This window comes from Flavobacterium sp. (genome assembly GCF_043780635.1).
In the GTDB taxonomy this organism is placed as follows: Bacteria; Bacteroidota; Bacteroidia; order Flavobacteriales; family Flavobacteriaceae; genus Flavobacterium.
Genome location: NZ_JAYWCK010000036.1, coordinates 1 through 26,446, shown reverse-complemented (window position 1 = coordinate 26,446; position 26,446 = coordinate 1). Strand labels below are relative to the sequence as shown.

Annotated in this window: 23 protein-coding genes and 1 pseudogene; 6 read left to right on the top strand and 18 right to left on the bottom strand. The window is 34.7% G+C overall.

Features of this window, described 5'->3' with window-relative positions; translation table 11 throughout:
- Nucleotides 1–373 precede the first annotated feature (373 nt).
- The gene (locus ACH2BV_RS03360; RefSeq protein WP_395049301.1) at nucleotides 374–1,258 is read right to left on the bottom strand and encodes a hypothetical protein; all 885 of its coding nucleotides are present in this window, start codon (nucleotides 1,256–1,258) and stop codon (nucleotides 374–376) included.
- A gap of 124 nt (nucleotides 1,259–1,382) precedes the next feature.
- A complete protein-coding gene (locus tag ACH2BV_RS03355) occupies nucleotides 1,383–2,324 on the bottom strand; it encodes an aldo/keto reductase (protein WP_395049299.1) in 942 nt (313 codons plus the stop codon).
- Nucleotides 2,325–2,608: 284 nt separating this feature from the next.
- Between ACH2BV_RS03355 and ACH2BV_RS03350 the strand changes: the two are divergent.
- Nucleotides 2,609–2,881, top strand: a pseudogene (locus ACH2BV_RS03350) (transposase); the annotation flags it as partial.
- A gap of 140 nt (nucleotides 2,882–3,021) precedes the next feature.
- Here ACH2BV_RS03350 and ACH2BV_RS03345 read toward each other — a convergent pair.
- From ACH2BV_RS03345 to clpB, 3 genes are all read right to left on the bottom strand, one after another.
- A complete protein-coding gene (locus tag ACH2BV_RS03345) occupies nucleotides 3,022–3,363 on the bottom strand; it encodes a DoxX family protein (RefSeq protein WP_395049297.1) in 342 nt (113 codons plus the stop codon).
- 2 nt (nucleotides 3,364–3,365) lie between these two features.
- On the bottom strand, nucleotides 3,366–3,710 hold the full coding sequence (locus ACH2BV_RS03340; protein WP_395049296.1) for a DoxX family protein: 345 nt from the start codon (nucleotides 3,708–3,710) through the stop codon (nucleotides 3,366–3,368).
- Nucleotides 3,711–3,855: 145 nt separating this feature from the next.
- Nucleotides 3,856–6,462: an ATP-dependent chaperone ClpB gene (clpB, locus tag ACH2BV_RS03335; protein WP_395049295.1), complete on the bottom strand. Its 2,607-nt coding sequence runs from the start codon at nucleotides 6,460–6,462 to the stop codon at nucleotides 3,856–3,858.
- A gap of 168 nt (nucleotides 6,463–6,630) precedes the next feature.
- On the opposite strand from clpB, the gene ytxJ reads away from it, so the two are divergent.
- Together ytxJ and ACH2BV_RS03325 are read left to right on the top strand one after the other, a co-directional pair.
- Nucleotides 6,631–7,020, top strand: a complete 390-nt coding sequence (gene ytxJ, locus ACH2BV_RS03330) for a bacillithiol system redox-active protein YtxJ (protein WP_395049339.1) — start codon at nucleotides 6,631–6,633, stop codon at nucleotides 7,018–7,020.
- A 70-nt stretch (nucleotides 7,021–7,090) separates the two neighbouring features.
- Complete coding sequence (locus ACH2BV_RS03325) at nucleotides 7,091–8,695, top strand: energy transducer TonB (protein ID WP_395049293.1); 1,605 nt, start codon at nucleotides 7,091–7,093, stop codon at nucleotides 8,693–8,695.
- A 107-nt stretch (nucleotides 8,696–8,802) separates the two neighbouring features.
- On the opposite strand, the gene argH is transcribed toward ACH2BV_RS03325, so the two are convergent.
- The 13 genes from argH to fahA form a co-directional block, all read right to left on the bottom strand.
- Nucleotides 8,803–10,083 carry an argininosuccinate lyase gene (gene argH / locus ACH2BV_RS03320; protein ID WP_395049291.1) on the bottom strand — a complete coding sequence of 427 codons (1,281 nt, stop codon included), beginning with the start codon at nucleotides 10,081–10,083 and terminating at the stop codon, nucleotides 8,803–8,805.
- A gap of 11 nt (nucleotides 10,084–10,094) precedes the next feature.
- Nucleotides 10,095–11,165 (bottom strand): M20 family metallo-hydrolase, encoded by a 1,071-nt coding sequence (locus tag ACH2BV_RS03315; protein ID WP_395049289.1) that lies wholly within the window; start codon nucleotides 11,163–11,165, stop codon nucleotides 10,095–10,097.
- A 61-nt stretch (nucleotides 11,166–11,226) separates the two neighbouring features.
- Nucleotides 11,227–11,571, bottom strand: a complete 345-nt coding sequence (locus ACH2BV_RS03310) for a cupin domain-containing protein (protein ID WP_395049288.1) — start codon at nucleotides 11,569–11,571, stop codon at nucleotides 11,227–11,229.
- Nucleotides 11,572–11,604: 33 nt separating this feature from the next.
- Nucleotides 11,605–12,390, bottom strand: a complete 786-nt coding sequence (gene argB, locus ACH2BV_RS03305; RefSeq protein ID WP_395049286.1) for an acetylglutamate kinase — start codon at nucleotides 12,388–12,390, stop codon at nucleotides 11,605–11,607.
- A complete protein-coding gene (locus ACH2BV_RS03300) occupies nucleotides 12,380–13,330 on the bottom strand; it encodes an N-acetylornithine carbamoyltransferase (protein WP_395049285.1) in 951 nt (316 codons plus the stop codon). The genes argB and ACH2BV_RS03300 overlap by 11 nt, the downstream gene beginning before the upstream one ends.
- Nucleotides 13,331–13,480: 150 nt before the next feature.
- Nucleotides 13,481–13,861, bottom strand: a complete 381-nt coding sequence (locus ACH2BV_RS03295; RefSeq protein ID WP_395049283.1) for a GxxExxY protein — start codon at nucleotides 13,859–13,861, stop codon at nucleotides 13,481–13,483.
- Between the two features lie 61 nt (nucleotides 13,862–13,922).
- Complete coding sequence (gene proB / locus ACH2BV_RS03290) at nucleotides 13,923–14,681, bottom strand: glutamate 5-kinase (RefSeq protein WP_395049282.1); 759 nt, start codon at nucleotides 14,679–14,681, stop codon at nucleotides 13,923–13,925.
- 143 nt (nucleotides 14,682–14,824) lie between these two features.
- The gene (locus tag ACH2BV_RS03285) at nucleotides 14,825–16,021 is read right to left on the bottom strand and encodes a glutamate-5-semialdehyde dehydrogenase (RefSeq protein WP_395049281.1); all 1,197 of its coding nucleotides are present in this window, start codon (nucleotides 16,019–16,021) and stop codon (nucleotides 14,825–14,827) included.
- A gap of 2 nt (nucleotides 16,022–16,023) precedes the next feature.
- The gene (locus ACH2BV_RS03280) at nucleotides 16,024–17,163 is read right to left on the bottom strand and encodes an aspartate aminotransferase family protein (protein ID WP_395049280.1); all 1,140 of its coding nucleotides are present in this window, start codon (nucleotides 17,161–17,163) and stop codon (nucleotides 16,024–16,026) included.
- A gap of 90 nt (nucleotides 17,164–17,253) precedes the next feature.
- Nucleotides 17,254–18,231, bottom strand: a complete 978-nt coding sequence (gene argC, locus ACH2BV_RS03275; protein ID WP_395049278.1) for an N-acetyl-gamma-glutamyl-phosphate reductase — start codon at nucleotides 18,229–18,231, stop codon at nucleotides 17,254–17,256.
- Nucleotides 18,224–19,417, bottom strand: coding sequence for an argininosuccinate synthase (locus ACH2BV_RS03270; protein ID WP_395049276.1), 1,194 nt, complete (start codon nucleotides 19,415–19,417; stop codon nucleotides 18,224–18,226). Before ACH2BV_RS03270 ends, argC begins: the two co-directional genes overlap by 8 nt.
- Nucleotides 19,418–19,471: 54 nt before the next feature.
- Nucleotides 19,472–20,089 carry a GNAT family N-acetyltransferase gene (locus tag ACH2BV_RS03265; protein WP_395049274.1) on the bottom strand — a complete coding sequence of 206 codons (618 nt, stop codon included), beginning with the start codon at nucleotides 20,087–20,089 and terminating at the stop codon, nucleotides 19,472–19,474.
- Between the two features lie 370 nt (nucleotides 20,090–20,459).
- Nucleotides 20,460–21,743, bottom strand: coding sequence for a fumarylacetoacetase (gene fahA / locus ACH2BV_RS03260; protein WP_395049272.1), 1,284 nt, complete (start codon nucleotides 21,741–21,743; stop codon nucleotides 20,460–20,462).
- Between the two features lie 108 nt (nucleotides 21,744–21,851).
- Between fahA and glyA the strand changes: the two genes are divergently transcribed.
- The 3 genes from glyA to ACH2BV_RS03245 form a co-directional block, all read left to right on the top strand.
- Nucleotides 21,852–23,126, top strand: coding sequence for a serine hydroxymethyltransferase (gene glyA, locus ACH2BV_RS03255; RefSeq protein ID WP_395049271.1), 1,275 nt, complete (start codon nucleotides 21,852–21,854; stop codon nucleotides 23,124–23,126).
- Between the two features lie 183 nt (nucleotides 23,127–23,309).
- The gene (locus ACH2BV_RS03250; protein WP_395049270.1) at nucleotides 23,310–24,350 is read left to right on the top strand and encodes a GMP reductase; all 1,041 of its coding nucleotides are present in this window, start codon (nucleotides 23,310–23,312) and stop codon (nucleotides 24,348–24,350) included.
- Nucleotides 24,351–24,836: 486 nt separating this feature from the next.
- On the top strand, nucleotides 24,837–26,446 hold a 1,610-nt coding region (locus ACH2BV_RS03245; protein ID WP_395049268.1), incomplete at its 3' end, for a pyruvate formate lyase family protein.

Here is a 26,446-nt window from a genome sequence, read left to right as displayed (position 1 = left end):
CTAATTTTTTTGCACCGTAACCCGCTATTAGTCCTTTGAATATATTGTTCATTGTGTAAGGTTTTTTGAAATTTTTTCCGCTATTTGTCTATTGAAAACTATAATGTAAAGGTGAGGTTCTCTTTTAAGTTTTATTTTACATTACTTTTAAAAAAAGTTGCAAGATTCACAGATTGTAAAACAGGTTGATTTTCTTGGTTTGGATTGAAGAAGTAATACGAACTAAACGATATGGGAAACTCGAAAGATTTTGAAGAGTTTGAGTTTTTTGGGCATGGATTGAATGTCCAATCAGTTTGGTATGCGAATTAAAACGGCACATTTCAATTTATTGATTAGAATTCTTATTATTAGAAGAATTTCGCCCCAAGTTTTAATTTACATTATACATATCATAATTTCTGAACCACTCAGTCGATTGGCCAGGTTTAATAAATATATTAACAAATAATTCTGGACTTATCACGTGTTTCCATCCCCAAAGATTCACTTGATTTGTTTTAAAACTTGCGGTTTCGCTTATTCTAATATTACTTTTAAGGTTTGTTAATTCCCAAGCTGCATTAATATTTTCACTTCCTGAAAGGTTGCTAAAAAAGAATTGTTTATTAGGAGAACCGTTAAACTTGATTTCATTTAGACCGATTTCGACTTTTTGTTCTGGATTAACCGTTTCTTCAAATAGTTGAGGTTTTAATTGAAAAGGAAATTTTAATACATAATTGCTTCCTATTGAATCTTTATTTATTGATATAAAATTATGGACATATTCATTGGTAATAATATCTTTTTTACCTGTGTTTTCTATATAATATTTAATAGCAAAACCACTATTATGTAATTCAATCTCTTTTTTTAAAATATATGAATAACCATTGATAGCTTCTGATTTACAAATAAATACAATTCGATTGGGTTCTGTAGTAATTTCAAATTTGGCAGGTTTAATCTCGTAATTTTTATTGAATAGATATATAGAGTCCTCTTTTTTCAATAAACCTACGCCAATCTTTTGAAACCAATCTCCTTTGTTCGTTTCATCAAAACCTAATGCCGAATTTATACCGAATTCATTGTAAAATCCTTTTCCAAAACAATGCTCATCTTGACCATCATTGTTTTCAGTACTTGACAATGGAATGTTTTGAAATAAAACCTTCACAATTTTTCCAGTCCAGTCAAATCGTGAAAAATTATAATTTTCTAACGGAGAATCAATATGTATTTCTAGATTTTTGTTTTTAAGTATATGAGACATATTTTGAGAAAAAGAATTAATTAAAACTGATATATTAATTTAAAATTAGAAATTTGAATAATAATTTTAAGATTTAGTAGTAAGTATTTTGAAACGTTTCCTTTTCAAATTCCTAATATTTTGTTTACCAAGGAAGATTCAACGGCTTAACTTCATTTTTATAAAAGTCCTCTAGCTTTTTAACTATTTCCTTTGAAATGGGATTGTTTATGCTTTCTACATTATTTACTAATTGAGCAATATTTATATTTCCTGGAATTATAGTAGCCACAGCGTCATAGGATAAACAAAACGAAATTGCTTTGTGTGCAAGATTTTCTTGTGCATCTATAATTGCCTTTACTTTATTTACAAGATTCGCCCTGATTTGAATGTCTTGTCTGGACCAGCGCTTTCTAATGTCATCAAAGGTGCTTTCAGCATTATATTTTCCGGATAACCAACCTGAATCGAGAGGAATTTTTGCAATTATGGCAACCTCTTTTTTCATAGCCATGTCAAAAGCTCTTGAAGCATCCTGATGCAGAATATTAAAAAAAGCTTCAATGACTTTGGCATTGGTTGTTTCCATAAGTAACCTCATATCTTCGTAGGTATCTAAAGAGGCGCCATATGCTTTTATTTTACCTTCCTCAATTAAACGTTCAAACAGTTCATAATGATCATTTTTATTTCCATCCAAATACTCCAATGGTGGATTATGCATAATGAGCGAATCAACATAATCTAAGCGTAATCTTTTGAGGCTGCCTTCCAATGATTCTCGAATATAACTTGAATTATAATTAGTTTTACCTGAATCATTATGGCCAAATTTTGTATTGATCACTATGCTACTTCTATCAACACCTTTTAGTGCTTTACCTAGTCTGTCTTCGCTGGTACCATGCCCATAATTTGGTGCTGTATCAAAAAAATTGATTCCTAATTCCAATGCTTTTTGCACGAGTTCCACAGCACTATTTTCGGATATACTTTGCCATCCGGAATTATTACCCAACTGCCAAGCACCAAGCCCAATTTCTGATACTAAGGCTGAGTCATCAATGTATTTATTATATTTCATAAGTTTCAGTACTATTTTTCAATGTAAAAATACGAAATTAACTGATTACATAAAAACATATAAAACGCTGCTTTTTGATTTCTCTTGACTTCTTGGCTATTTCAATATTCAAAAAACACAAGTTGACAAAGAAGTTGACAAAGAAGTTGATAAAGTTGTTGAGGTAAATAGTTGTGGGGGAGAAGTTTGGAAGCTTCGGACAGCAGCCGGGATATTATGGAACACTTCGAGGATCTGAGCATTAAACCACACGAAAGGATTCGTGCGGGAGCGGGGGATTTACAGCTTTTGATAATGCAAGAAAATTTGCTTGCTACGCTGGAACCGCCCCTTTTGAATATAGTTCAGGTTCGAGTATTAAAGAACGAACCAAAGTGAATCATATGGCAGATAAAAAGATGAAATCAATTTTACAAATGTGCGCTTTAGTGGCAGTGAAACACGATCCACAACTCAAAGAATATTATGAAAGAAAAAAAGGAGAAGGTAAGAATGCTATGCTAGTTTTAAACAATGTAAAAAGGCAAAATTTTTGGTCGTGTATTTTCTGTAATTAACAGACAAACTCCATACATAAACACATATAAATTTGCCTGTTAATTTTTAAAATTTTTACTTGTTTTTTATCATAGAATGCGCTATCCGTAAACGAGAATATTTATTGTATATCCGAGCGATCGGGTTTATTTTAATCCTATTATAATGTAATTGTTACATAAAAAATGTAAGCATTTAAACCCATAAAAAACACTGCTGGCAATGAAATCCACAAGCTGTCTTTCAGTTTTATTCGTACGATTACTCCAAGAAACATCAATAGCGCAAGACCTCCAGACGATAGTAATAAAATAGGTTTATACCAAAAACCTATTAATAATCCTATAGCACCCAAAATTTCTAATACAATAGTAAGTAAGCCTAATTTTTCTAATTTAAACCGTTTGAATTCATTTTTCATATGTGGTGATATAAAATATGAAATGCCATAAAATAGAAAAGAAAAACTAGATAGTATAACAATGCTGTTAAATAAATTCATAATTAAATTATTCCTAATGAAGTTGTTGTTAAAAACACACACAAGATCAATAGAATTAGTGAAGGAAGGTGTTTAATGAATGGATTTTTTATTTTAAAATGAAAATATTGAGCAGCTACCATAAATAATCCCATAAGAGCTGAAGGGATTGCTATTAATTCTGGATGCCAAATTCCTACTGTAAGTAATGCTGCTAGAGTTATTTTTGAGGCTCCAACAAAACTTCGAGTTAAATCACTTAATCCAAATTGGTTAAACTCTTTGACAACATTAAAATAGCGAAATATCCAAACATAATAAACAGATGCTGCAACAATAATTAGTACTGATGTGGTTAAATTTATCATTTTACTTTTTTTTAGTTAATTATTTTCTTTTGAACTGATTTTCGTCTTATTGATTTACAATCTATTACCAAAAATACAAATTTATTTGTAAAATACTTAATACTTCGACTTGAGAAAATTTTATTTTTTTGTTGTGTTATTTCTATTAAAGAACCAATTCACTCTGATTTCTGAAAACTAATTTTCCATCAAAAGTATCAATCAAAACGATGCTATCAGTTGTAATTGTTCCCGCCAAAATCTCTTTCGATAATTGGTTCAAAACGTCTCTTTGTATTACTCGTTTCACTGGTCTTGCACCAAATTGCGGATCGTATCCTTTATCTGATAAATAAGTAATCGCTTCTGGCGTGGCGTCTAAAGTGATGCCTTGAATTGCCAGCATTTTTTTTACACTTTTCAGTTGCAAGCCCACGATTTGGGCAATATTAGCATTGGTCAACGGTGTAAACATCACGATTTCGTCAATACGATTGATGAATTCAGGGCGAACGGTTTGTTTCAATAATCCCAAAACTTCTACTTTGGCGGCTTCGGTGGCGGCTTCGACACTTCCCTTCAAATTATCAAATTTATCCTGTATTATCTGGCTTCCCATATTAGAAGTCATAATGATTATCGTGTTTTTGAAATCGGCCAATCTTCCTTTGTTGTCTGTCAATCGTCCTTCGTCCAAGACTTGTAACAAGATATTAAAAGTATCAGGATGCGCTTTTTCGATTTCGTCCAACAGAATCACGGAATATGGTTTTCTACGCACGGCTTCGGTCAATTGTCCGCCTTCGTCATAACCCACATATCCCGGAGGTGCACCAACTAAACGGCTAACACTATGGCGCTCTTGGTATTCACTCATATCGATTCGGGTCATTGCGTTTTCATCGTCGAAAAGATATTCGGCTAAGGCTTTTGCCAATTCGGTTTTGCCAACACCGGTTGTTCCAAGGAAAAGGAAGGTTCCAACAGGTTTTCGCATATCCTGCAAGCCGGCGCGGCTTCGTCTCACGGCATCGCTCACAGCTTCGATAGCTTCTTCCTGACCTACGATACGTTTATGTAATTCGTCTTCCAGTTTCAAGAGTTTTTCTCTTTCACCTTGAAGCATTTTCATCACGGGAATTCCGGTCCATTTGGCGACCACTTCGGCAATGTCTTCCCGGGTTACTTCTTCTTTTATCAATGATGTTCCTCCAGATTGATCTTCTGCCAATTGTTTTTGAAACACTTCCAATCGTTCTTGCGCTTCTTTTATTTTTCCGTAACGAATTTCGGCTACTTTTCCGTAATCGCCTTCTCGTTCGGCGCGTTCGGCTTCGTATTTGAAATCTTCGATTTCGGTTTTTATATTTTGAATGTTATCGACCACGTCTTTTTCGGATTTCCATTTGGTGTAGACTTCGTTTCGGTCGTCTTTCAGATTCGCCAAATCCATTCCCAACGCTTTGAGTTTGCTTTCGTCTTTCTCGCGTTTGATGGCTGCAATTTCAATTTCCAACTGCATTATTTTTCGATCCAAAACATCCAATTCTTCGGGTTTCGAATTAATTTCCATTCGGATTTTCGAAGCTGCTTCGTCCATTAAATCAATGGCTTTGTCCGGCAAAAACCGATTGGTAATATACCTTTGCGATAATTCGACAGCCGCAATAATGGCATCGTCTTTTATCTGTACTTTATGGTGTGTTTCGTATTTATCCTTGATTCCACGAAGAATAGAAATGGCACTTTCGGTATCCGGTTCCTCAATCATTATTTTTTGGAAACGTCTTTCAAGAGCTTTGTCTTTTTCGAAATATTTTTGATATTCGTCCAAAGTGGTTGCACCAATAGCACGCAATTCACCACGGGCCAAAGCCGGTTTCAGGATATTTGCCGCATCCATTGCCCCTTCACCACCTCCAGCACCAACAAGAGTATGGATTTCGTCTATAAAAAGAACAATATCGCCTTCGGCAGCGGTAACTTCTTTCACGACAGATTTTAGACGTTCTTCGAATTCTCCTTTGTATTTTGCTCCGGCTATCAAAGCTCCCATATCAAGTGAAAACACGATTTTGTCTTTCAGGTTTTCGGGAACGTCGCCATCCACAATTCGATGTGCCAATCCTTCGGCAATGGCGGTTTTACCAACTCCAGGTTCACCGACCAACATTGGGTTGTTTTTGGTTCGACGCGTCAAGATTTGCAAAACTCTACGGATTTCTTCATCACGACCAATAACGGGATCGAGTTTTCCGTTTTTAGCCAATTCGTTAAGATTTCGAGCGTATTTGTTTAATGAATTATACGTTTCTTCCGCAGATGCTGAGGTTACTCTTTCGCCTTTTCGAAGTTCATCAATGGCGGCTTTTAATCCTTTTTCGGTTACGCCTTGGTCTTTCAGAATTTGAGACACCTTACTTTTGGAACCAAAAATAGCCAATATTAAATGTTCGATGGAAACGAATTCGTCATTCATTTTCTTAGCAATGATTTCGGCTTCGTTGAGCGTCGAATTTGCCGTTCTGGAAAGCATAATTTCGCCACCAGAAACTTTTGGGAAACTCTGGATAGTGCTGTCTAATATTTGTTCGAACAACGGAACATTTACATTCAGTTTTTTCAAAATGAAAGGCGCCACATTTTCATCGACCTCAAATATAGCCTTGAAAATATGTTCGTTCTCTATTTGTTGTTGTCCAAAACTCTGTGCCAACTGCTGTGAAAGATGGATTGCTTCCTGCGATTTGATAGTAAATTTATTTATGTTCATTTTACTTTTATTTAAAGTTTAATGTGCTAATTTTTGTGCTTGTGGCAACTATTTAGTTGTTGTACCTTCGAAAAATAATCGTCAAATGTTATTCCATCACTAAAGTTACGACAAAATGACTGAAATCAAGGTGATTGGATGAGACATAATGACTTAAAAAACGACAAAATGGGTGTATTTAATTCTATTTTCGGGAATTCCGAGAATCAAGATTCTTCTGCAAATAATATTAATTGGATCAACTTGACTGATTTGGGCCAGTTGAACGAAATCATAACACTTTCAAACGATAAGCCGGCAGTGATTTTCAAGCACAGCACCCGTTGTAGTGTGAGCAGATTTGCTTTGAAGCAATTTGAAAACGAATTTGATAATGAAGATAAAGTAGACACGTATTTTTTGGATTTATTGGAACACCGAGATGTTTCAAACGAAATTGCGAAACGTTTTGGTGTTTTTCATCAATCGCCACAATTGTTGTTGATCAAGGATGGAAAATCAATTTATGATGTTTCCCACAGCGATATTGATGCCGAGGAATTGATGGAAAAATTGTAAATTAACCTAGGCCAATGTTCGAAACTTTGGCAAAATTATATCAACCCAAATCTATTATAAATAAAAACTAATGAAAAGTCTTTTTTATTTTTTAGTTATTACCTTTTCTTTTAACTCTTTCGGACAGAATTTAATTCCTAATTATCAAATAGGAAATTTTATTGATTACAACAAAAAAATAATCAATGGGTATTATGATTTTGATTATGCACCCAAAACTGCGCTAAAAGTTAGCTATGAATCCAATGAGAATTTTACTCTAGGTTATTATTTTGACCTAAAAGGAGCAAAAGTCTATGGATTGTTGAAATATTCTCAAAGTGATCGAGATTTGAAGTTTAAAATGAATGAGGCAGAGGTCGAAAAAGTAATAGAAGCTGATGAAACAAATGGTTATATCATTGGAATCGATACTTTTTCGGTGGTGAAAAATGTTGAAATAATTGGTCTTTTTGGAGGAAAAATTTCAAAAAAAGGCGAATTTGCTGCCAATATTGAGAGTATTGGAGGAATGAAGTTTTATAAGTTTACAGCAAATGGTCCAAACGGAAATACTTACAATAGTTATATTGTTAAAAAATCAGCCTCATCTGATTTTGTTACTTTTCCATCCGGTAGTTCTAAGTTTAAAAGTTTGGCTGGCGAAATTTTTGGAAATGATGCTGTTCTTAAGGAATATATAGAGGAAGGTAAGTATAAAGAAGGCGATATACCTTCTATTTTAAAGATATATAAATACATAAAACTTTTTAAAAACGGGCAAAATATATATTATAATGCATCTCGTGATGAAACCAATAATAAGGACGAAAGTGAATATTATTCAAAAATAAAATCAATTCAGGATTCTGTTTTTCATTTGAGTAACTTTTTAAAGAATGATGTGAAAATTAATGAAGGTGATTTCACTTCTTTTTATCCACATAATAAACAAGGTGATTTCGTCTTTTATTATCCAAATGAAGCAGTTAGAAGAAAGATTAGTTTTAAAAATAATAAGCCAAAAACGGGAATTGAATACTTTGAAAATGGTAAAATTCATAGAGTTTATGAAATTTTAGAGTATGGATCATTAGTTTACAGGGAAGTATATGGTGCCAATAATGTGAATTTACTTGATGATAAATGGACTGGAAGTGAGCAGTTTGTCGATCCTATTTCAGGTAAAAAAATTACCTATGAGTACGAAAATAAAAAACTTAAGACTGCTTATTTTATTGATGCAAATGGTGAAAAAGTGTATCAGCTTTGTGAAAATAATGCTGAAGTTAAAAAATTTAATAGTTTACAAAAATTAGCTAAGGAGGATTTAGCCTACCCGCTAGAGTCTTTGCATAAGAATGTTCACGGTTTTGTTTTGGTTAAATGTATCGTTGAACCATCAGGATTGGTTACAGATTTGGAAATTATTAAGGGATTAGATGAGGCTTGTAATAAAGCAACTTTAGATTTTCTGAGTTGTTTTAAAACAGAGACCTATTGGAAACCTGGAAAAGTTGATGGAAAGGAAGTGAAACAAGAAATTATATTTCCAATAGATTTCTCAATTATAAACTCATCTATTTATAGAAATAATTATTACAATTTTTGGTGGCAAAATAATATGATGATGCAGCAACAACAAATGATGCAGCAACAACAAAATAATATGATTCGGTCTGCAGGATTTAGATAGCAGCATATAGCTTTTGTTTAAAAGTAAGTAAAAGAAAAAAGCCACGAATTCAAGAATTAAATTTAAATAATTCTTGAATTCGTGGCTTTAAATTTATAATAAATCTACTAATAAGCCTGATTCATCTTTTCTTTTATTTCCTCCAAACAAAGGTTGTTAATGCTTCCTTCGTGTGTGTGTTTCGTCTCTTTTGGAGATTGAAAAGTACCGTTTTCCAGTTGTTCGGCAACCGCTTTATAAGCATCTCTAAACGGCATTCCGGAAACCACCATTTCGTTTAAAGTATCCACAGTAAACAGATGATTGTATTTAGGATCGTCCAAAATGTGTTCTTTTACCTTGATGTCGTTGATGGAGAAAATCGCAATATCCAAGCAAGCTTTCAGGTTTTGAATGGCAGGAAATAACCCTTCCTTCAACAATTGTAAATCCCTGTGATAACCGCTTGGCAAGTTGTTTGTGATTAAAGTAATTTCATATGGCAAGGCTTGAATTTTGTTGCATTTTCCACGGATTAACTCGAAAACATCCGGGTTTTTCTTGTGTGGCATAATGCTGGATCCTGTTGTCAAATGAGCAGGTAAAGCGATAAAATCAAAATTCTGGCTCATATACAAACATACGTCCATAGAGAATTTTGATAAAGTGGCGGCAACGCTACTCATTGCAAAAGCTACCGTTTTTTCAGATTTTCCACGGCTCATTTGAGCGGCCACCGAATTGAATTTCAAGGTTTCGAAACCCAATTCCTTGGTTGTAAAAGTTCTGTTGATTGGAAATGAACTTCCGTAACCGGCAGCGGAACCCAATGGATTTTGATCCACAATTTTCAAAGCTGCATTCAGCATCGTAATATCGTCAATCAAGGTTTCAGCATAAGCAGAAAACCACATTCCAAAAGAAGATGGCATTGCAATTTGCAAATGTGTATATCCCGGCAACAACACGTTTTGGTGTTTTTCGGCCGATTCCATTAGCAAATCAAACAAGGTTTTTACCTGTAATTTGAATTCAGTTACCACATCTTTAAGATACAAGTTCACGTCAACCAAAACTTGGTCGTTACGAGAACGAGCGGTGTGGATTTTCTTTCCGGCATCGCCTAGTTTTATTGTCAATAAATATTCAATTTTGGAATGTACGTCTTCAAAACTATCTTCAATTTCGAATTCACCTTTTTCAACTTCAATAATGATGTCTTCTAAAGCCAAAACTAAAGAATCGGTTTCTTCTTCTGTCAAAAGTCCGATATGGCATAGCATTTTGGCGTGAGCGATGGAACCCAAAGCATCGTATTTGGCTAGAACCAAATCTAATTCACGGTCGTTTCCGACGGTGAAATGTTCAATTTGTTTGTCTGTTGGTATTCCTTTTTCCCAAAGTTTCATAGGCTTATTTTTTATTGTTTGAAAAAATCAGTCAGTATTTTGATATACAATTGAATTCCTTCTTCGATTTCGTTTACATATATAAATTCGTCTGCCGAGTGAGAACGCAGGGTTTCTCCAGGTCCCATTTTTAAGGATTTGCAACTCAAAACCGATTGATCCGAAAGAGTAGGCGAGCCGTAAGTCGTTCTTCCCAAAGCGATTCCTGCTTGCACCAATCCGTGCAAAACGGGAATGGAAGACGCATTCAAATGCATCGAACGCGGTGTAATTTCAGCCGTAACATTTGCTTTTACGGTTTCCAAAATTTCGGTATTGTTGTAGCAATCATTTACCCGAATATCGATTACCAAATGGCATTCGGCGGGAACCACATTGTGTTGTTTTCCTGCATAAATTTGGGTAACGGTCATTTTTACTGGACCCAAAACATCTGATATTTTTTCGAATTGATAGGTTTTGAACCATTCAATTATTGGCATTGCATTGTAAATGGGATTGTCAGGATTGTTATGTGCCGCATGACTTGCCGTGCCTTTTACAACAACATCCAATACCAATAATCCTTTTTCAGCTACCGCCAATTGCATCAATGTGGGTTCACCAACGATGGCGCAATCCAATTCAGGTAAATGCTTTAAAACGCTGTTTAATCCATTTTTTCCGCTGCTTTCTTCTTCTGCCGAAACAACCATTACGATATTGTACGGAAGGTTTTCATTGGCATAAAAATGAACAAATGTTGTCATTAATGAAACCAAAGCTCCGCCCGCATCGTTGCTTCCAAGTCCAAATAATTTACCATCTTCTACAATTGCCTCAAACGGATTTTTTGTATAACCTTGATTTGGTTTTACGGTGTCGTGATGCGAATTGAGTAAAAGTGTCGGTTTGGATTTATCAAAATATTTATTGTAAGCCCAAACATTATTATTCTCTCTTTCGAACTGAATATTGTTTTGAGTAAACCAATTTTCGATTAAAAGCGCCGTTTGATCTTCTTCGCTCGAGAACGAAGGTGTTTCAATCAGTGCTTTTAATAGCGCAATGGCTTCTTGAGTTAGGGTTTCTATGTTTTTCATATATTTTTGTATTGCCACAATAGCACTTCTTTTGCCACGAAGACACAAAGTCACGAAGTTTTTAAATTATTGTTCGATCATCATTAGTCGTTGGTTGAGAAATTACTAGAAAATTTAGAACTTCATCAGTTTCATTTGCAATATAATGTTTGGTTTTAGGTTCTATCAAAATACCTTTTTGTTCTTTGATAATTTCAATTTCATCATTCAAATAAAATGTAGCTTTGCCTTTTAATACAAAGAAAAATTGTTGTGCATTGGTGTGAAAATGTAATTTTTCTTTGGTTCCACGAGGCATACTTTCTTGTTTTATTGACAATCCTTCGGTATCAGCTAGAACCCAGCTATCGCAATTGTCACCCCAAATATAATGCTTCGCAGATTTTTTATCGATTACCTTTTTCATTATCAATTCTTTGAACCTGTCAGGTTTTATTTTCTATAATTCTATACTTGTGCAAATTGCCGTTTTGTCTTTCAACATTCTATGGTGACCGATTTTAATTTTTTGAACTCCTTTTGACAAGCTATTAAAGCAGTTGTCTAATTTAGGAATCATTCCGGAATGAATGGCTCCTTCTGCTTTTAATTTAGAATAAAGAGCCGAATTTATTTGTTCGATTACCGAATTTTCATCATCAACATCCGTCAGTACTCCCGCTTTTTCGAAGCAATAATTCAAAGTTACTTCAAAAACTTCCGAAGCAGCAATGGCCAATTCACTGGCAATCGTGTCTGCATTGGTATTTAATAATTGCCCTTTTTTATCGTGTGTGATTGCACAAAAAACAGGAACAATTCCGTTATTGATTAAAGTTTCCAATAAAACAGTATTCACTTTTTGAATGTCACCCACAAAACCATAATCGATGGTTGGATGGTTTCTTTTGGTGGATTGAATCAAGTTTCCATCGGCACCAGAAAATCCCATTGCATTGGTATTATTGGCTTGCAACTGAGCCACAATATTTTTGTTGATTTCGCCGGCATAAATCATTACAACAACATTCAACATTGGTTGGCCCGTAATTCTTCGTCCGTCAATCATTTGAGGAGTTAAACCTATACTTTGCGCCATTTTGGTAGCCGATTTTCCACCACCGTGAACTAGAATTTTATTCCCTTTAATGTTTGAAAAATCAGATAAAAACTGGGATAATTCTGTTGGATTATCGATGATGTTGCCACCAATTTTTATGATTGAAAGAGGTTTTTTATTTGACATTTTCCAATATTTTTCGCAACACTAATTGGGCTGAATAGGTTCTGTTATTCGCTTGTTCGATGACAATCGAGTTTTCGCTGTCAATCACTTCGTCAGTCACGATTACATTTCTTCGCACTGGCAAACAGTGCATAAATTTGGCATTGTTTGTCAATTTCATTTTATCGGCAGAAACTGTCCAATTGGGATCCGAATTGGTAATTTTTCCATATTCCTTGTAATTGCTCCAGTTTTTGGCATAGATAAAATCAGCATTTTTAAAAGCTTTGTCTTGATTGTATTCTATTTTGGAATCTTTCATGATTTCAGGATTCAATTCATAACCTTTTGGATGCGTAATAACGAAATCCATATTTTCTTGTTTTTGCATCATTTCTACAAAAGAATTTGGAACTGCCTGAGGCAAAGCTCTTGGATGCGGAGCCCAAGTTAAAACCACTTTTGGTCTGTGTGGGGTTTTGTGTTCTTCCATTGTAATAGCATCGGCAAGGGATTGCAACGGATGTCCCGTAGCGCTTTCCATATTCACGATGGGCACAGTCGCGTATTTCAAAAAGCCTGACATTACTGTTTCGGCATTGTCTTTTTCTTTGTCGATCAATCCTGCGAAAGCCCTGATGGCAATAATGTCTGCATATTGAGAAACCACTGCAGCCGCTTCCTTGATATGTTCCGAAGCACCTTGATCCATAATAGCTCCATCTTCATATTCCAATGTCCAACCTTCGCTGCCAAAGTTCATCACCATCACGTTCATTCCTAAATTCGTGGCTGCTTTTTGGGTACTCAAACGCGTCCTCAAACTAGAATTAAAAAACAACATTACCAGTGTTTTGTTCTTCCCCAGTTTTTTGTTTTTAAGTGGTTTTTTTTTAATTTTTAACGCTTGTTTCACCCAGTTCTCTAGTGAATCTATATTTTGTATGGATATAAAGTTCATTGTTATGTTTTTTGGACGCTGATTAAACGGATTCGCTAAAGCGAAGACGCGGATAAAAGCGGATTTGTTACTATTTCTTTCGATTTATTGGACGCAGATTAAACTGATTTGCTCAAGCAAAGACACGGATAAAAGCGTATTTTACTTTATTTATTTTCTATGATTTTCAAATATTTTTCTTTTAAATTCTGGTTTCTTTCCAAAGTTTAGAAGCAAACCCACTTCACAATCTGTTCCTCTTAAATAATTTAGAATTTGATTTTCAAAATCTTTAACAATACATTCAGCAGATTTTAATTCAAGTATAATAATATCTTCAACTACTAAATCAGCATAATATTCTCCAACTTCAATTCCTTTATAATAAACTGAAATTTCCTTTTGGGCTTCCACTTTATAACCTTTATTTTTCAATTCTAGATACATAGAATTTTGATATATTTTCTCCAAAAAGCCATACCCCAATTCATTATAAACTTCATAAAAAGTTTTAATAATTGTGTTTGATAACTCTTCGTGTAATAATTCCATATCAAAAATCTGTTTTTATCCGTGTTTTCGCAAAGCGAATCCGTGTCATCCGTGTCCCAATCTAAACAATCTTAGTAAAAGCAATTTCATTCTTCAAAGCCTTCAAAATAAAATTATCTTCCAGGCCATTGATAATCCAGGTTTCGATGTTCGCTGCTTTGGCTATAGCCGCCGAATCAATTTTAGATTGCATTCCGCCCGTTCCGTGAGACGATTTCGAATCGCCAATTTCTTTTTGTAAAAGTTGTAAATCTGTTACTAATTCAATGGTTTCAGGAAATTCATCTTTGATGGAAGCTTTGGTGTAAATTCCGTTGGTATTCGTGGCAATTATCAGAATGTCAACATTCAATAAAACTGCCGTTAAAGCTGCTAATTTATCGTTGTCACCAAACTGGATTTCGTCCGTTGCCACTGTGTCATTTTCGTTGATAATTGGAATATAACTGTTTTTGACCAAGACATTTATTGTGTTTACGATATTTACTTTGGTTTGTTTTTTTTCAAAATCAGAATACGAAAGTAAACATTGCGAAGTATGCAAACCCAAATCACTGAAGTTTTCGTGGTAAATCCGCATCAAATGAGGCTGACCAATAGAAGCCAAGGCTTGTTTTACGAAAACATCCTTGTCGTGATTGTCCAGTTTTACAAACTGTTTTGCCGCAGCAATAGCTCCAGAACTTACGATTATAAATTCATATTCGTCTTGTAAAGCGGCAATTTGTATCCCAATATCTTCAATCTTTCCTCTCGAAATGTGATTGGTTTCTTTAGTGAGCGTGTTGCTTCCGAGCTTTAGTAATATTCTTTTTTTCATTTTTTTATCTTTTTGGACGCTGATAAAACGGATTCGCTAAAGCGAAAACGCGGATAAAAAACGGATTTTAATTATTAAATTTATAATCTAATTGTTCTCGACTGCGCTCGAACTGACAACTAAAGACTGAATTCTGCAATCTGCTATCTGATTTGTCCGTCACCGTAAATATACCATTTATTAGTGACTAAATGTTGCAACCCTATTGGACCGCGTTGGTGTAATTTGTCCGTGCTTATCGCCAATTCTCCTCCCAAACCAAATTGTCCTCCATCGGTAAATCGAGTGGAAGCATTTTGATAAACTGCCGCACAATCTACTTGTTCCATAAATTGTTGTGCAATCGCATCGTTTTCTGTGATAATCGAAGCTGAATGTCCGCCAGAATATTGGTTGATTTTTGCAACAGCTTCTTCATCAGTATTTACAATTCCAATGACGATTTTATAATTTAAAAACTCTTCGTACCAAATCAATTCCGATTCGATTTGAGGAACATTTGTTGCTTTTGAAAATTGTTCGTCTCCTAAAACTTCAACCTTATATTTCTGTAATTCAGCAACCAAATGAATTGCGAATTCTTGCCAATTTTCTAAATTAGAATCAATTAAAACTTTATCCAAAGCATTGCAAACTCCAATATTTGTTGTTTTTCCGTTGATGATAATGTCCAATGCTTTATGCAAATCAGCTTCCTTGTTTACATAAACGAAATTATTTCCCCGACCGCTGACAATTACTGGGCAAGTAGCGTGTTTCTTGGTAAAGGCAATCAATTGTTCGCCACCACGAGGAACGATTAAGTCCACTCTTTGAGTTGGTTTCTCCAAAAATGCTTGGGTTTCCTCCCGATTGTAATTCAAATATTCCACCCAATCCTTGGAAATATTGTTTTCTTCCAATGCTTGATGCCAAAGAGAAACAATCTTCAAATTGGACAACAAAGATTCTTTTCCGCCTTTCAACAAAATCTTGTTTCCCGATTTAAAAGCGATTCCACCAGCTTCAACTGTTACGTCAGGTCTGGATTCGTAAATAATCATTATTGTTCCAAAGGCCGCGGTTTTATTGCTAATTTTTAGCCCGTTTTCGTGATCGAAATTAAATCTTTCCACTCCAACAGGATCTTCTTGGCTTGCCAATTGTTGCATCGACAAAATCATTCCGTCAATTTTGGAATCATCAACAAGCAAACGTTTTTCCATAGCCAAATCATCTCCAGAATAATTGGTCATATCCTGTTGATTGATGCTTTTAAGGTTGGCTCTTTCTTGTTCCAGAAGTTCCGCCATTCGGCTTAAAACAGCATTTCTTTTTTCTATGGATAATACTATGTTCATTTTTATGATTTTAGTTCAACTAATGATTCTTGCAAAGCCACAATAAATGTATCAATTGCAGCGGTTGTAATCGTCAATGGAGGTAGAATTCTCAACAGATTTTTATTGTTGGCTCCACCCGTAAAAATATGTTTTTCGATAATCATTTTCTTTCTTAAAGCGCTCACGTCAAAATCAAATTCAACTCCAAGCATCAATCCTCTTCCTTTTACCTTGATGATTTCAGGAATCACTTTGATGGCTTCAAAAAAGTATTCTGATACTTTGTTTGCGTTTTCGATTAGTTTTTGATTTTCCATCACGTCCAAAACGGCAATTCCAGACGCACAAGCGAGATGGCTTCCTCCAAAAGTGGTTCCCAATAAACCATAACTCGCTTTGAATTTTGGCGAAATCAAAACGCCCCCAATTGGGAAACCGTTCCCCATTCCTTTGGCAGTGGTTACAATATCTGGGTTAATTCCGTGGTGTTGGTGTGCAAAAAACTTTCCGCTTCTTCCATATCCAGATTGCACCTCGTCCAAAATTAAAACCACATCATTGGCTTTGCAAACTTTCTCCAACCCTTGAAAAAACTCGGTTGTTCCTTGGTCTAAACCACCAACCCCTTGAATAGGCTCGATGATTACTGCGCATACATCTCCTTTTTTCAATTCGGCTTCGACCAAATCAATTTGGTTCAACGGCAGGAAAGTAACGACTTGTTGTGCGTTTAATGGTGCCACGATTTTTTTATTGTCGGTAACAGCAACAGCTGCCGAAGTTCGGCCGTGAAATGAATTGTCAAAAGCAATTACTCTTGATTTATTGGTGTGAAATGAAGCTAGTTTCAATGCATTTTCATTGGCTTCAGCACCAGAACTGCAAAGGAATAAGCTAAAATCAGTCAAGTCAGAAGCTTTTCCTAATTTCTCTGCCAATTCAACTTGCAATGGATTCTGGATGGCATTCGAGTAAAAACTTAAATTATCCAATTGTGCTTTTACTTTAGCCACATAATCCGGTTGGGTGTGGCCAATAGAAATCACTCCGTGACCAGAGTATAAATCTAAATATTCAATTCCTTTATCGTCTGTAATGATGCAATCTAGCGCTTTTACAGGCGTAATAGGGTATAATGGATAAACGTCAAATAAGTTCATTATTAGTTATTTTAAATATTGAATTTTAAATTTTAAATGAAGCGAATTTTTAAATTTAGAATTTAAAATTCAACATTTAAAATAGAAAAATTAAAACCCGCTTGGTTTCAAATGCAATCCTGTGCTTTCGTCCAAACCAAACATCAAATTCATATTCTGAATCGCTTGTCCGGAAGCACCTTTTGTTAAATTATCAATAACTGAAGTAATCAATAATCGGTTTCCTTTTTTCATTAAACTGATGATACATTTGTTTGTTTGCACCACTTGTTTCATATTGATATCAGTGGTGGTAACGGTTACGAAAGGTTGGTCTGCATAAAATGCCTTGTATTTGGCAACCAAATCATCCAAACTTTCTTCTACATTAGTATATAAAGTGGCGAAAATTCCTCTGGCAAAATCACCTCTATTCGGTACAAAAATCAATTCGTTTTTATATGCTGCTTGCAACTGATTGACACTTTGGTTTATTTCACCCAAATGCTGATGATCGAAAGCTTTATAATGCGACATATTATTGGATCTCCAACTGAAGTGCGTCGTTTCCGAAGGCGTAACTCCAGCTCCTGTACTTCCTGTTGTGGCGTTAATATGCACGTCGGTTGTCAATAAATTATGCTTTGCCAAAGGTAATAATGCGAGTTGAATTGCTGTCGCAAAACAGCCCGGATTGGCGATGAATTGAGCGTTTTTAATTTCTGATTTATTCAATTCCGGTAAACCGTAAACAAAAGATTTTCCGTTAAAATCTTTGTCTTTTGTCAATCTGAAATCATTTCCTAAATCGATGATTTTAGTTTGTGCAGAAAATTGATTTTGTTCTAAAAAAGCTTTCGATTTTCCGTGACCTAAACACAAGAAAACAACATTCACATTGGGATTCACGGTGTCAGTAAAATTCAATTCGATATCGCCAAGCAAATCGTGATGCGCTATCGAAAGGGGTTTTCCAGCATTTGTGGTGCTGTAAACAAAATCTATTTTAGCATTGGGGTGAAACATCAATATTCTGATGAGCTCCCCAGCCGTGTAACCTGAACCGCCAATTATTCCAATATTAATCATAATCCAAATGATTTACGGATGAAAATATGTTCTGTGCATTCCCTAAAATCTTGATAAATCCTTTGGCATCGTCTGATGTCCAAGCGTTGTTCATTTCGCCGTATTGACCGAAATCAGTATTCATCAAATCATTATCTGATTCGATTCCGTCCAATGAAAAGTGGTATGGTTTCAAAGAAACGGTTACGGTTCCATTTACTGTTTCTTGAGTTGATTCAAGGAAAGTTTCAATATTTCTCATTACAGGATCAAGAAATTGACCTTCGTGAAACAACATTCCGTACCAGTTTCCCAGTTGTTCTTTCCAATATTGTTGCCATTTTCCAAGTGTGTGTTTCTCTAATAAATGGTGCGCTTTGATAATAATTAAAGGAGCAGCAGCTTCAAAACCAACTCTTCCCTTGATTCCAATTATGGTATCGCCAACGTGAGTATCTCTACCAATGGCGTAAGCATTTGCCAATTTTTCAAGCGTTACAATGTTATTGGATGGTTTGTCTTTTTTACCATTAACGGCAACCAATTCGCCTTTTACGAATTCTAAAGTTACTTTTTCTTCTCCTTCTTTTGTTAATTGCGAAGGATATGCTTCGCTAGGTAACGGTAATTTTGCAGTTAAAGTTTCTTTTCCTCCAATACTCGTTCCCCAAAGTCCTTTGTTGATGGAATATTGTGCTTTCTCCCAAGAATAATGCACACCATTTTTGGCTAAATAATCTACCTCTTCTTGACGCGATAATTTCAAATCACGAATAGGAGTGATGATTTCAATTTCGGGAGCAATGGTTTGGAAGATCAAATCAAAACGAATTTGGTCATTTCCTGCGCCTGTACTTCCGTGGGCAATTGCTTCTGCACCAACTGATTTTGCATATTTAATGGCTTCCATAGCTTGGAAAACACGTTCCGCACTTACAGATAAAGGATATGTATTGTTTTTTAATACATTTCCATAAATCAAATACTTGATTGCTTTATTGTAATATTTATCTAAGATTGATAGGTTGACGTGCTTAGCACTTCCCAATTCGTAGGCTCTTTCTTCGATGGCTTTTAATTCAGCATCGTCAAAACCACCAGTGTTTATTAATACGGTATGAACTTCGTATCCTTTTTCGTTTTTCAAATATTTTAGACAATACGAGGTGTCTAATCCTCCGCTGTATGCTAATACTACTTTTTTCATTGTGTTTGTTTTTTTCCTCATAGCAACTCTCTCAAAGAGATGGAAATTGGAAGGTTATTTTTTTAAGAATAATGTTTGTTTTATTTCTTTTAATCTGTTCCAAATACGAACATTATATGGATGTTTTGGTGGGTCTTTCGGTTTCTCTTTAGGATCATAAAGCATTCCGGTACACAAACACATTTTGTTTTCCTTACTTTTTAGAATTTCATAATTGGCACAGGTTTGACATCCTTTCCAAAAACTTGGATCTGTTGTCAATTCAGAGAAAGGGACTGGTTTGTATCCTAAATCAGAATTGATTTTCATTACTGCCAGTCCTGTCGTGATTCCAAATACTTTGGCATCAGGATATTTCTTCAGGGAATAATCAAAAACGAATGATTTAATTTTTTTGGCCAAGCCCAAGTTTCTATAATCGGGATGAACTATTAAACCTGAATGCGCTACGAACTTGCCGTGTTGCCAACTTTCGATATAGCAAAAACCTGCAAATTTCCCATTATCCAATGCGATTACTGCGTCCTGTTGCTCCATCTTTTTTTGGATGTAAACAGGTGTTCTTTTAGCAATTCCAGTTCCTCTCAATTGGGCGGAAGTTTCTATGGTTTCGCATATTTCTTGCGAATATTTATAATGTTCTTGGCTTGTTATTACAATTGATATTTTCATTTCAAGAGTTAAATTTAAAATTTAAAAATGTTGTATTTTGGGGTGTTAAAATATTGTAATTGTTCATTTTATTACAAATTACAGCATAAGTTGATGCGCAGAAAATAGTGCTATTTTCAGGATATAATCCAAAGGATAAATGATGTAATTTCAAAATAAGAAAAATGAGAAATGAATAAAAATAAAGAAACACTTATGGAAACTATAGTGATAGCATCCGTACTTCGGGAGAAGTCGTAGGTCTGTTTATCCGTGATAATGAAGTTATATGTAAACTTGGTTTATTCATCGACGCAAATTTACACTTATTTTATTAAAAAAACAGTGGTTTTTTTATTTTGTAACAAATTTAAAATCAAATGTTGAATTTTTATTTCCTCACATATGGAGGAAGTAATTTAGTCGAAACTTCTCCGAAGCCTATTCTAGTGCCATTGTTTTTGCAATAACCTTTCATTATTACTGTATCGCCGTCATTTATAAATTTACGTTCTGTTCCATCGTTTAGTTTGATTGGAATTTTTCCTCCTAAAGTCAATTCGACCATAGAACCAAAAGTATCTGGTGTTGTCCCTGAAACCGTGCCTGAACCCATCATATCGCCTGAATTTACCCGGCATCCGTTTGAAGTGTGATGTGTTAATTGTTGGCTCATAGACCAATACATATTTTTAAAGTTAGTTCTGGTAACAATTGTCGCTTCGGATTTTTCCGGTTGAATGACAACTTCTAAATTAATATCAAAATTATGTTTGCCTTTTTGTTGCAAATAGGGAAGAGGTGCAGGATCTTGTTTTGGACCTTTAGTTCTGAATGGTTCCAAGGCGTCCATTGTGATAATCCAAGGAGAAATTGATGTGGCAAAGTTTTTTGATAAAAAGGGACCTAGTGGTTCGTATTCCCATTTTTGAATATCTCGGGAACTCCAATCATTTAAAATAACCATACCGAAAATATAATCTTCAGCTTCATTTATTGGAATATTTTCGCCCATTACATTAACATCAGTGGTTATAAAAGCAGTTTCTAACTCGAAGTCCACTAATCTGGAAGGGCCAAAAACCGGTGTTTTTTCGCCATTTGGCAGAGATTGCCCCATTGGTCTGTGTACCGGAATTCCCGATGGAATAATTGAAGAACTTCGACCGTGATACCCTACCGGAATGTGAAGCCAATTTGGAGATAACAAATTTTCTGGATCGCGATAGATTTTCCCAACATTGACAGCGTGCTCTTTATTGGAAAAGAAATCAGTATAATCGCCAATTAAAACAGGCAATTGCATTTCAATATATTTTACATTAAAGATTACAAGATCTCTGTGCTCTTTATTGTCTCTAAGTTTTGGATTTGTTTCATCAAATAATTCTGCCAAGCGATTTCGAACCAATCTCCACGTTTTTTTTCCATCCGAAATAAAATCATTTAGGGTGTCCTGCATAAACATATCATCGGTCAACTCAATGCCTTCAAAATAATTTAATTGTTGCAGTGCTCCCATATCTATAGCGCTATCTCCAATTCGAGTTCCTATAGTTATCACGTCATCTTTAGTAATAAAAACTCCAAACGGGATATTTTGGATAGGGAAATCACTGTTTTCAGGAACTTCTATCCAAGATTTTCTTTTGGTATTATTAGCTGATATTGACATACTATTGTTAATTATTTTGTTAAGAATTACTCATCAAATATATTATAATCTAAGTATTTACCAAACGTTTTTTTGTATTTTTGCACCAAATTAACTAAAATCAAAGAAATGCAACGCGACAAACAAATTTTTGACCTTATTTTAGAGGAACAAGACAGACAAATTCATGGATTAGAACTTATAGCTTCTGAGAATTTTGTAAGTGATGAAGTAATGGAAGCAGCTGGTTCTGTTTTAACTAATAAATATGCCGAAGGATATCCTGGCAAAAGATATTATGGAGGTTGCGAGGTAGTTGATATTATCGAACAAATCGCTATTGACAGAGCTAAGGAATTATTTGGTGCTGAATATGCAAATGTACAGCCTCACTCAGGTTCTCAGGCAAATACTGCGGTTTATCATGCTTGTATTAAACCAGGAGATAAAATATTAGGTTTTGATTTGTCTCACGGAGGGCATTTAACTCACGGTTCTCCAGTGAATTTTTCAGGTCGTTTATACACTCCTTCCTTTTATGGTGTAGACAAAGAAACTGGACGTTTAGATTATGATAAAATTCAAGAAATTGCTTTAAAAGAACAACCAAAATTAATCATCGCAGGAGCTTCGGCTTATTCTCGTGATATGGATTTTGAACGTTTCAGAGTAATTGCTGATAGTGTTGGAGCTATTTTATTAGCCGATATTTCTCATCCTGCCGGGCTTATTGCCAAAGGTTTGATGAATGATCCTTTACCACATTGCCATATTGTGACAACTACAACTCATAAAACGTTGCGCGGCCCAAGAGGTGGTTTGATTTTGATGGGTAAAGATTTTCCAAATCCATTTGGTTTGACTACTCCAAAAGGAGAAATCAGAATGATGTCATCTTTATTAGATTTAGCCGTTTTTCCTGGAAATCAAGGTGGTCCTTTAATGCATATTATTGCTGCCAAAGCAGTTGCTTTCGGTGAAGCTTTGACAGATGAGTTTTTTAGATATGCTTTGCAATTGCAAAAAAATGCTAACGCAATGGCTGATGCTTTTGTAAAAAGAGGTTATGATATTATTTCTGGCGGAACAGACAACCATATGATGTTGATTGATTTGAGAAACAAAAATATATCAGGAAAAGACGCAGAAAATGCTTTGGTTAGAGCGGAAATAACTGTAAATAAAAATATGGTTCCTTTTGATGATAAATCACCATTTGTAACTTCTGGAATTCGTGTTGGAACTGCTGCAATCACCACTCGTGGTCTTGTTGAAGAAGATATGGAAACTATCGTTGCTTTGATTGATAAAGTTTTAACTGATCATACTAACGAAGATGTTATCGAAGAAGTAGCCAATGAAGTGAACGAAATGATGAGCGAAAGAGCCATATTCGTTTTCTAAAAAGAAAATAAATTTCAAAAACAGATTTACTTCGTCTTTTCGCTTTGCTCGGGTCACTAATTTTCACATATTCTATTTGTGTTAATTAGTGATTTCGTGTTTTATAGATTGTCGAAATACAGTGTTGTACCGCTTTATTTTGTAATTTTGGGATGATATTTATACAATTAAAATTACTAAGAAATGAGAATAGAAACAGAAATGAAATTAGGGTTCAAGGATGTTATGATTAGACCTAAAAGATCTACATTAAAGAGCCGTTCTCATGTCACTTTAGAAAGAGATTTCAAATTTTTACATAGCACCACTTCTTGGTCAGGTGTGCCAATTATGGCTGCCAATATGGATACTGTGGGAACATTTTCGATGGCAAAAGCTTTGGCTGCAGAAAAACTTTTTACTGCAATTCACAAACATTATTCTGTAAAGGAATGGAATAATTTTTTACATGAAATTTCTCCTGAAACCTACAATTATATTGCCATTAGTACTGGTACCGGAAAAAATGATTCCAAAAAATTAGCTGAAATTTTCGAAGCCAATCCGTTATTACAATTTATCTGTATTGATGTGGCAAATGGATATTCAGAGCATTTTGTAAATTTTGTACAGCAAACCCGCAAACAATATCCTGATAAAGTGATAATTGCCGGGAATGTGGTTACAGGCGAAATGGTCGAAGAATTATTATTGGCTGGAGCCGATATTATAAAAGTAGGAATTGGACCAGGCTCAGTTTGTACTACCAGAGTAAAAACTGGAGTGGGTTATCCTCAACTTTCTGCAATTATTGAATGTGCCGATGCTGCGCACGGTCTTGGAGGACAAATCATCAGTGATGGAGGTTGTTTAACTCCCGGAGATGTTGCTAAGGCTTTTGGAGCTGGTGCCGATTTTGTAATGCTAGGCGGAATGCTCGCAGGTCATACCGAAAGCGGAGGTGAACTAATAGAAATCAATGGAGAAAAATTCAAACAATTTTACGGTATGAGTTCGACCACGGCCATGGAAAAACATGTGGGTGGCGTTGCAGAATACAGAGCAAGTGAAGGTAAAACAGTGCAAGTGCCCTTTAGAGGTGATGTTGAAGTTACTTTGAAAGATATTCTTGGCGGTTTACGAAGCGCGTGTACTTATGTTGGTGCTTCCAGATTAAAAGAATTGACCAAAAGAACTACTTTTATTAGAGTTTCTGAACAAGAAAATACAGTTTACACAAAATGATTAAATGATTACAATTTCTAAGGCAACTTTTTAAATTGTTTTTTTCTATTTTGATTGTTAATGAAATTCAAATCCCCTTTCCAAGTTTTTTGCCTTGAAAGGGGATTTTTTATTGTTACTACTTCAAACTAAAAGACCTTTTTTTGAATGCTATTTGATTAACTTCAATAAAAATTTAGCCCTCTTTTATTCAATTTTTTGATTAAAAATATTTCTGATTTACTCTTTTTCAGAAGAAAATTAATCATTTTTAAAAAAATAAAAAAACTATACCGTTATCGTTATTTTTTGATTTTGTCTTTAAAAACGTATAAAAAATTCACATATTTAATTAATCTCACGAAATTTTTTTAGCATTCTTTAATATTTAAGTCAAGTATTGAATTATTGCTAAAAAAAATGTAAAATTCATAACCTATTTACATATTTCGTAAATTTAGATATAGAAAAACGATAATTAGTAAAGAGAAACTAAGACATAAGAAAATGAAAAATTTAGTAGAAAGATTAGAATTAAATGCGGGGATTTGGAAAAACAGTATTAATGTGCACGATTTCATCTTGCAAAACATCAAATCCTATGAAGGAGATGCCAACTTTCTTGTTGGACCATCAAAAAAAACAATTAAATTATGGGAAGCTTGTAAAGAAGCACTATTAAATGAGAGAATTAATAACGGCTGCCTGGCAATTGATACAGAAGTAATTTCCAATATCACGTCATTTGGACCTGGATATATTCAAAAAGAATACGAAACTATTGTAGGACTCCAAACGGATTTGCTTTTAAAAAGAGCAATGAAACCTTATGGTGGTATTAAATTAGTTCAATCTGCTGTTGCCGAAAGAGGTTTAAAAGTTTCAGATAGAGTTGTAGATATTTTTAAATACGCAAAAAATCATAATCAAGCTGTTTTTGATGCTTATGATGATGAAATTAAAATATACAGATCTAAACATGTATTAACAGGATTGCCTGATAATTATGCAAGAGGTAGAATAATAGGAGATTATAGAAGAGTTGCTCTTTACGGAATAGATCGTTTGATTGCTGAAAAAAAATTGGATAAATCAAAGACTGCTGGCGAAATGAACGATGCAAAAGTTCGTTTACGTGAAGAGATTTCTGAGCAAATCAAAGCTTTGCAGGATATGAAAAAAATGGCACTTTCTTATGGAATTGACATTTCAAAACCAGCAATAAGCGCTCATGAAGCCGTTCAGTTTACTTATTTGGCTTATTTAAGTGCGGTTAAGGAACAAGACGGTGCAGCAATGTCACTGGGTAATGTATCTTCATTTTTAGATATTTATATACAAAACGATATTGAAGCAGGAATTATTGACGAAGAGCAAGCACAAGAATATATAGATCAATTTGTAATGAAATTGAGATTGGTACGTCACTTACGTCCGGGAGCTTATGATGCGATTTTTGGTGGAGATCCAACTTGGGTTACTGAAGCTATTGGAGGTCAATTGAACGATGGAAGAACTAAGGTGACCAAAACATCTTTTCGTTTTTTGCAAACACTTTATAATTTAGGGGCCTCACCAGAACCGAACTTAACGATTCTTTGGTCTGATAAATTGCCAAAAGGTTTCAAAGATTTTTGTACTCAAGTCTCAATAGACACTTCGTCACTACAATATGAAAACGATGACTTGATGAGAGACAATCGTGGTTCAGATGATTATGGAATTGCTTGTTGTGTTTCTTATCAAGAAATTGGAAAATCGATTCAACACTTTGGAGCTCGTGCCAATTTGCCAAAAGCACTTTTAATGTCCTTGAATGGTGGAAGAGAAGAAGTTGAAGGAATTCAAGTAGTGGACCACATTTCAGAAATGGATGATGAAGTACTAGATTATGAAACTGTAATGAAATCTTTCAAGAAAACATTGGCAGAAGTAGCTCGTGTCTATGCAAAATCAATGTACATCATTCATTATATGCACGATAAATATTATTATGAAAGAGCTCAAATGTCTTTAATTGATAGCAATCCAAAAATTGATATTGCTTATGGTGCTGCAGGTATTTCTATTATTGCCGATTCACTTTCTGCCATTAAATATGCCAAAGTGACTCCAAT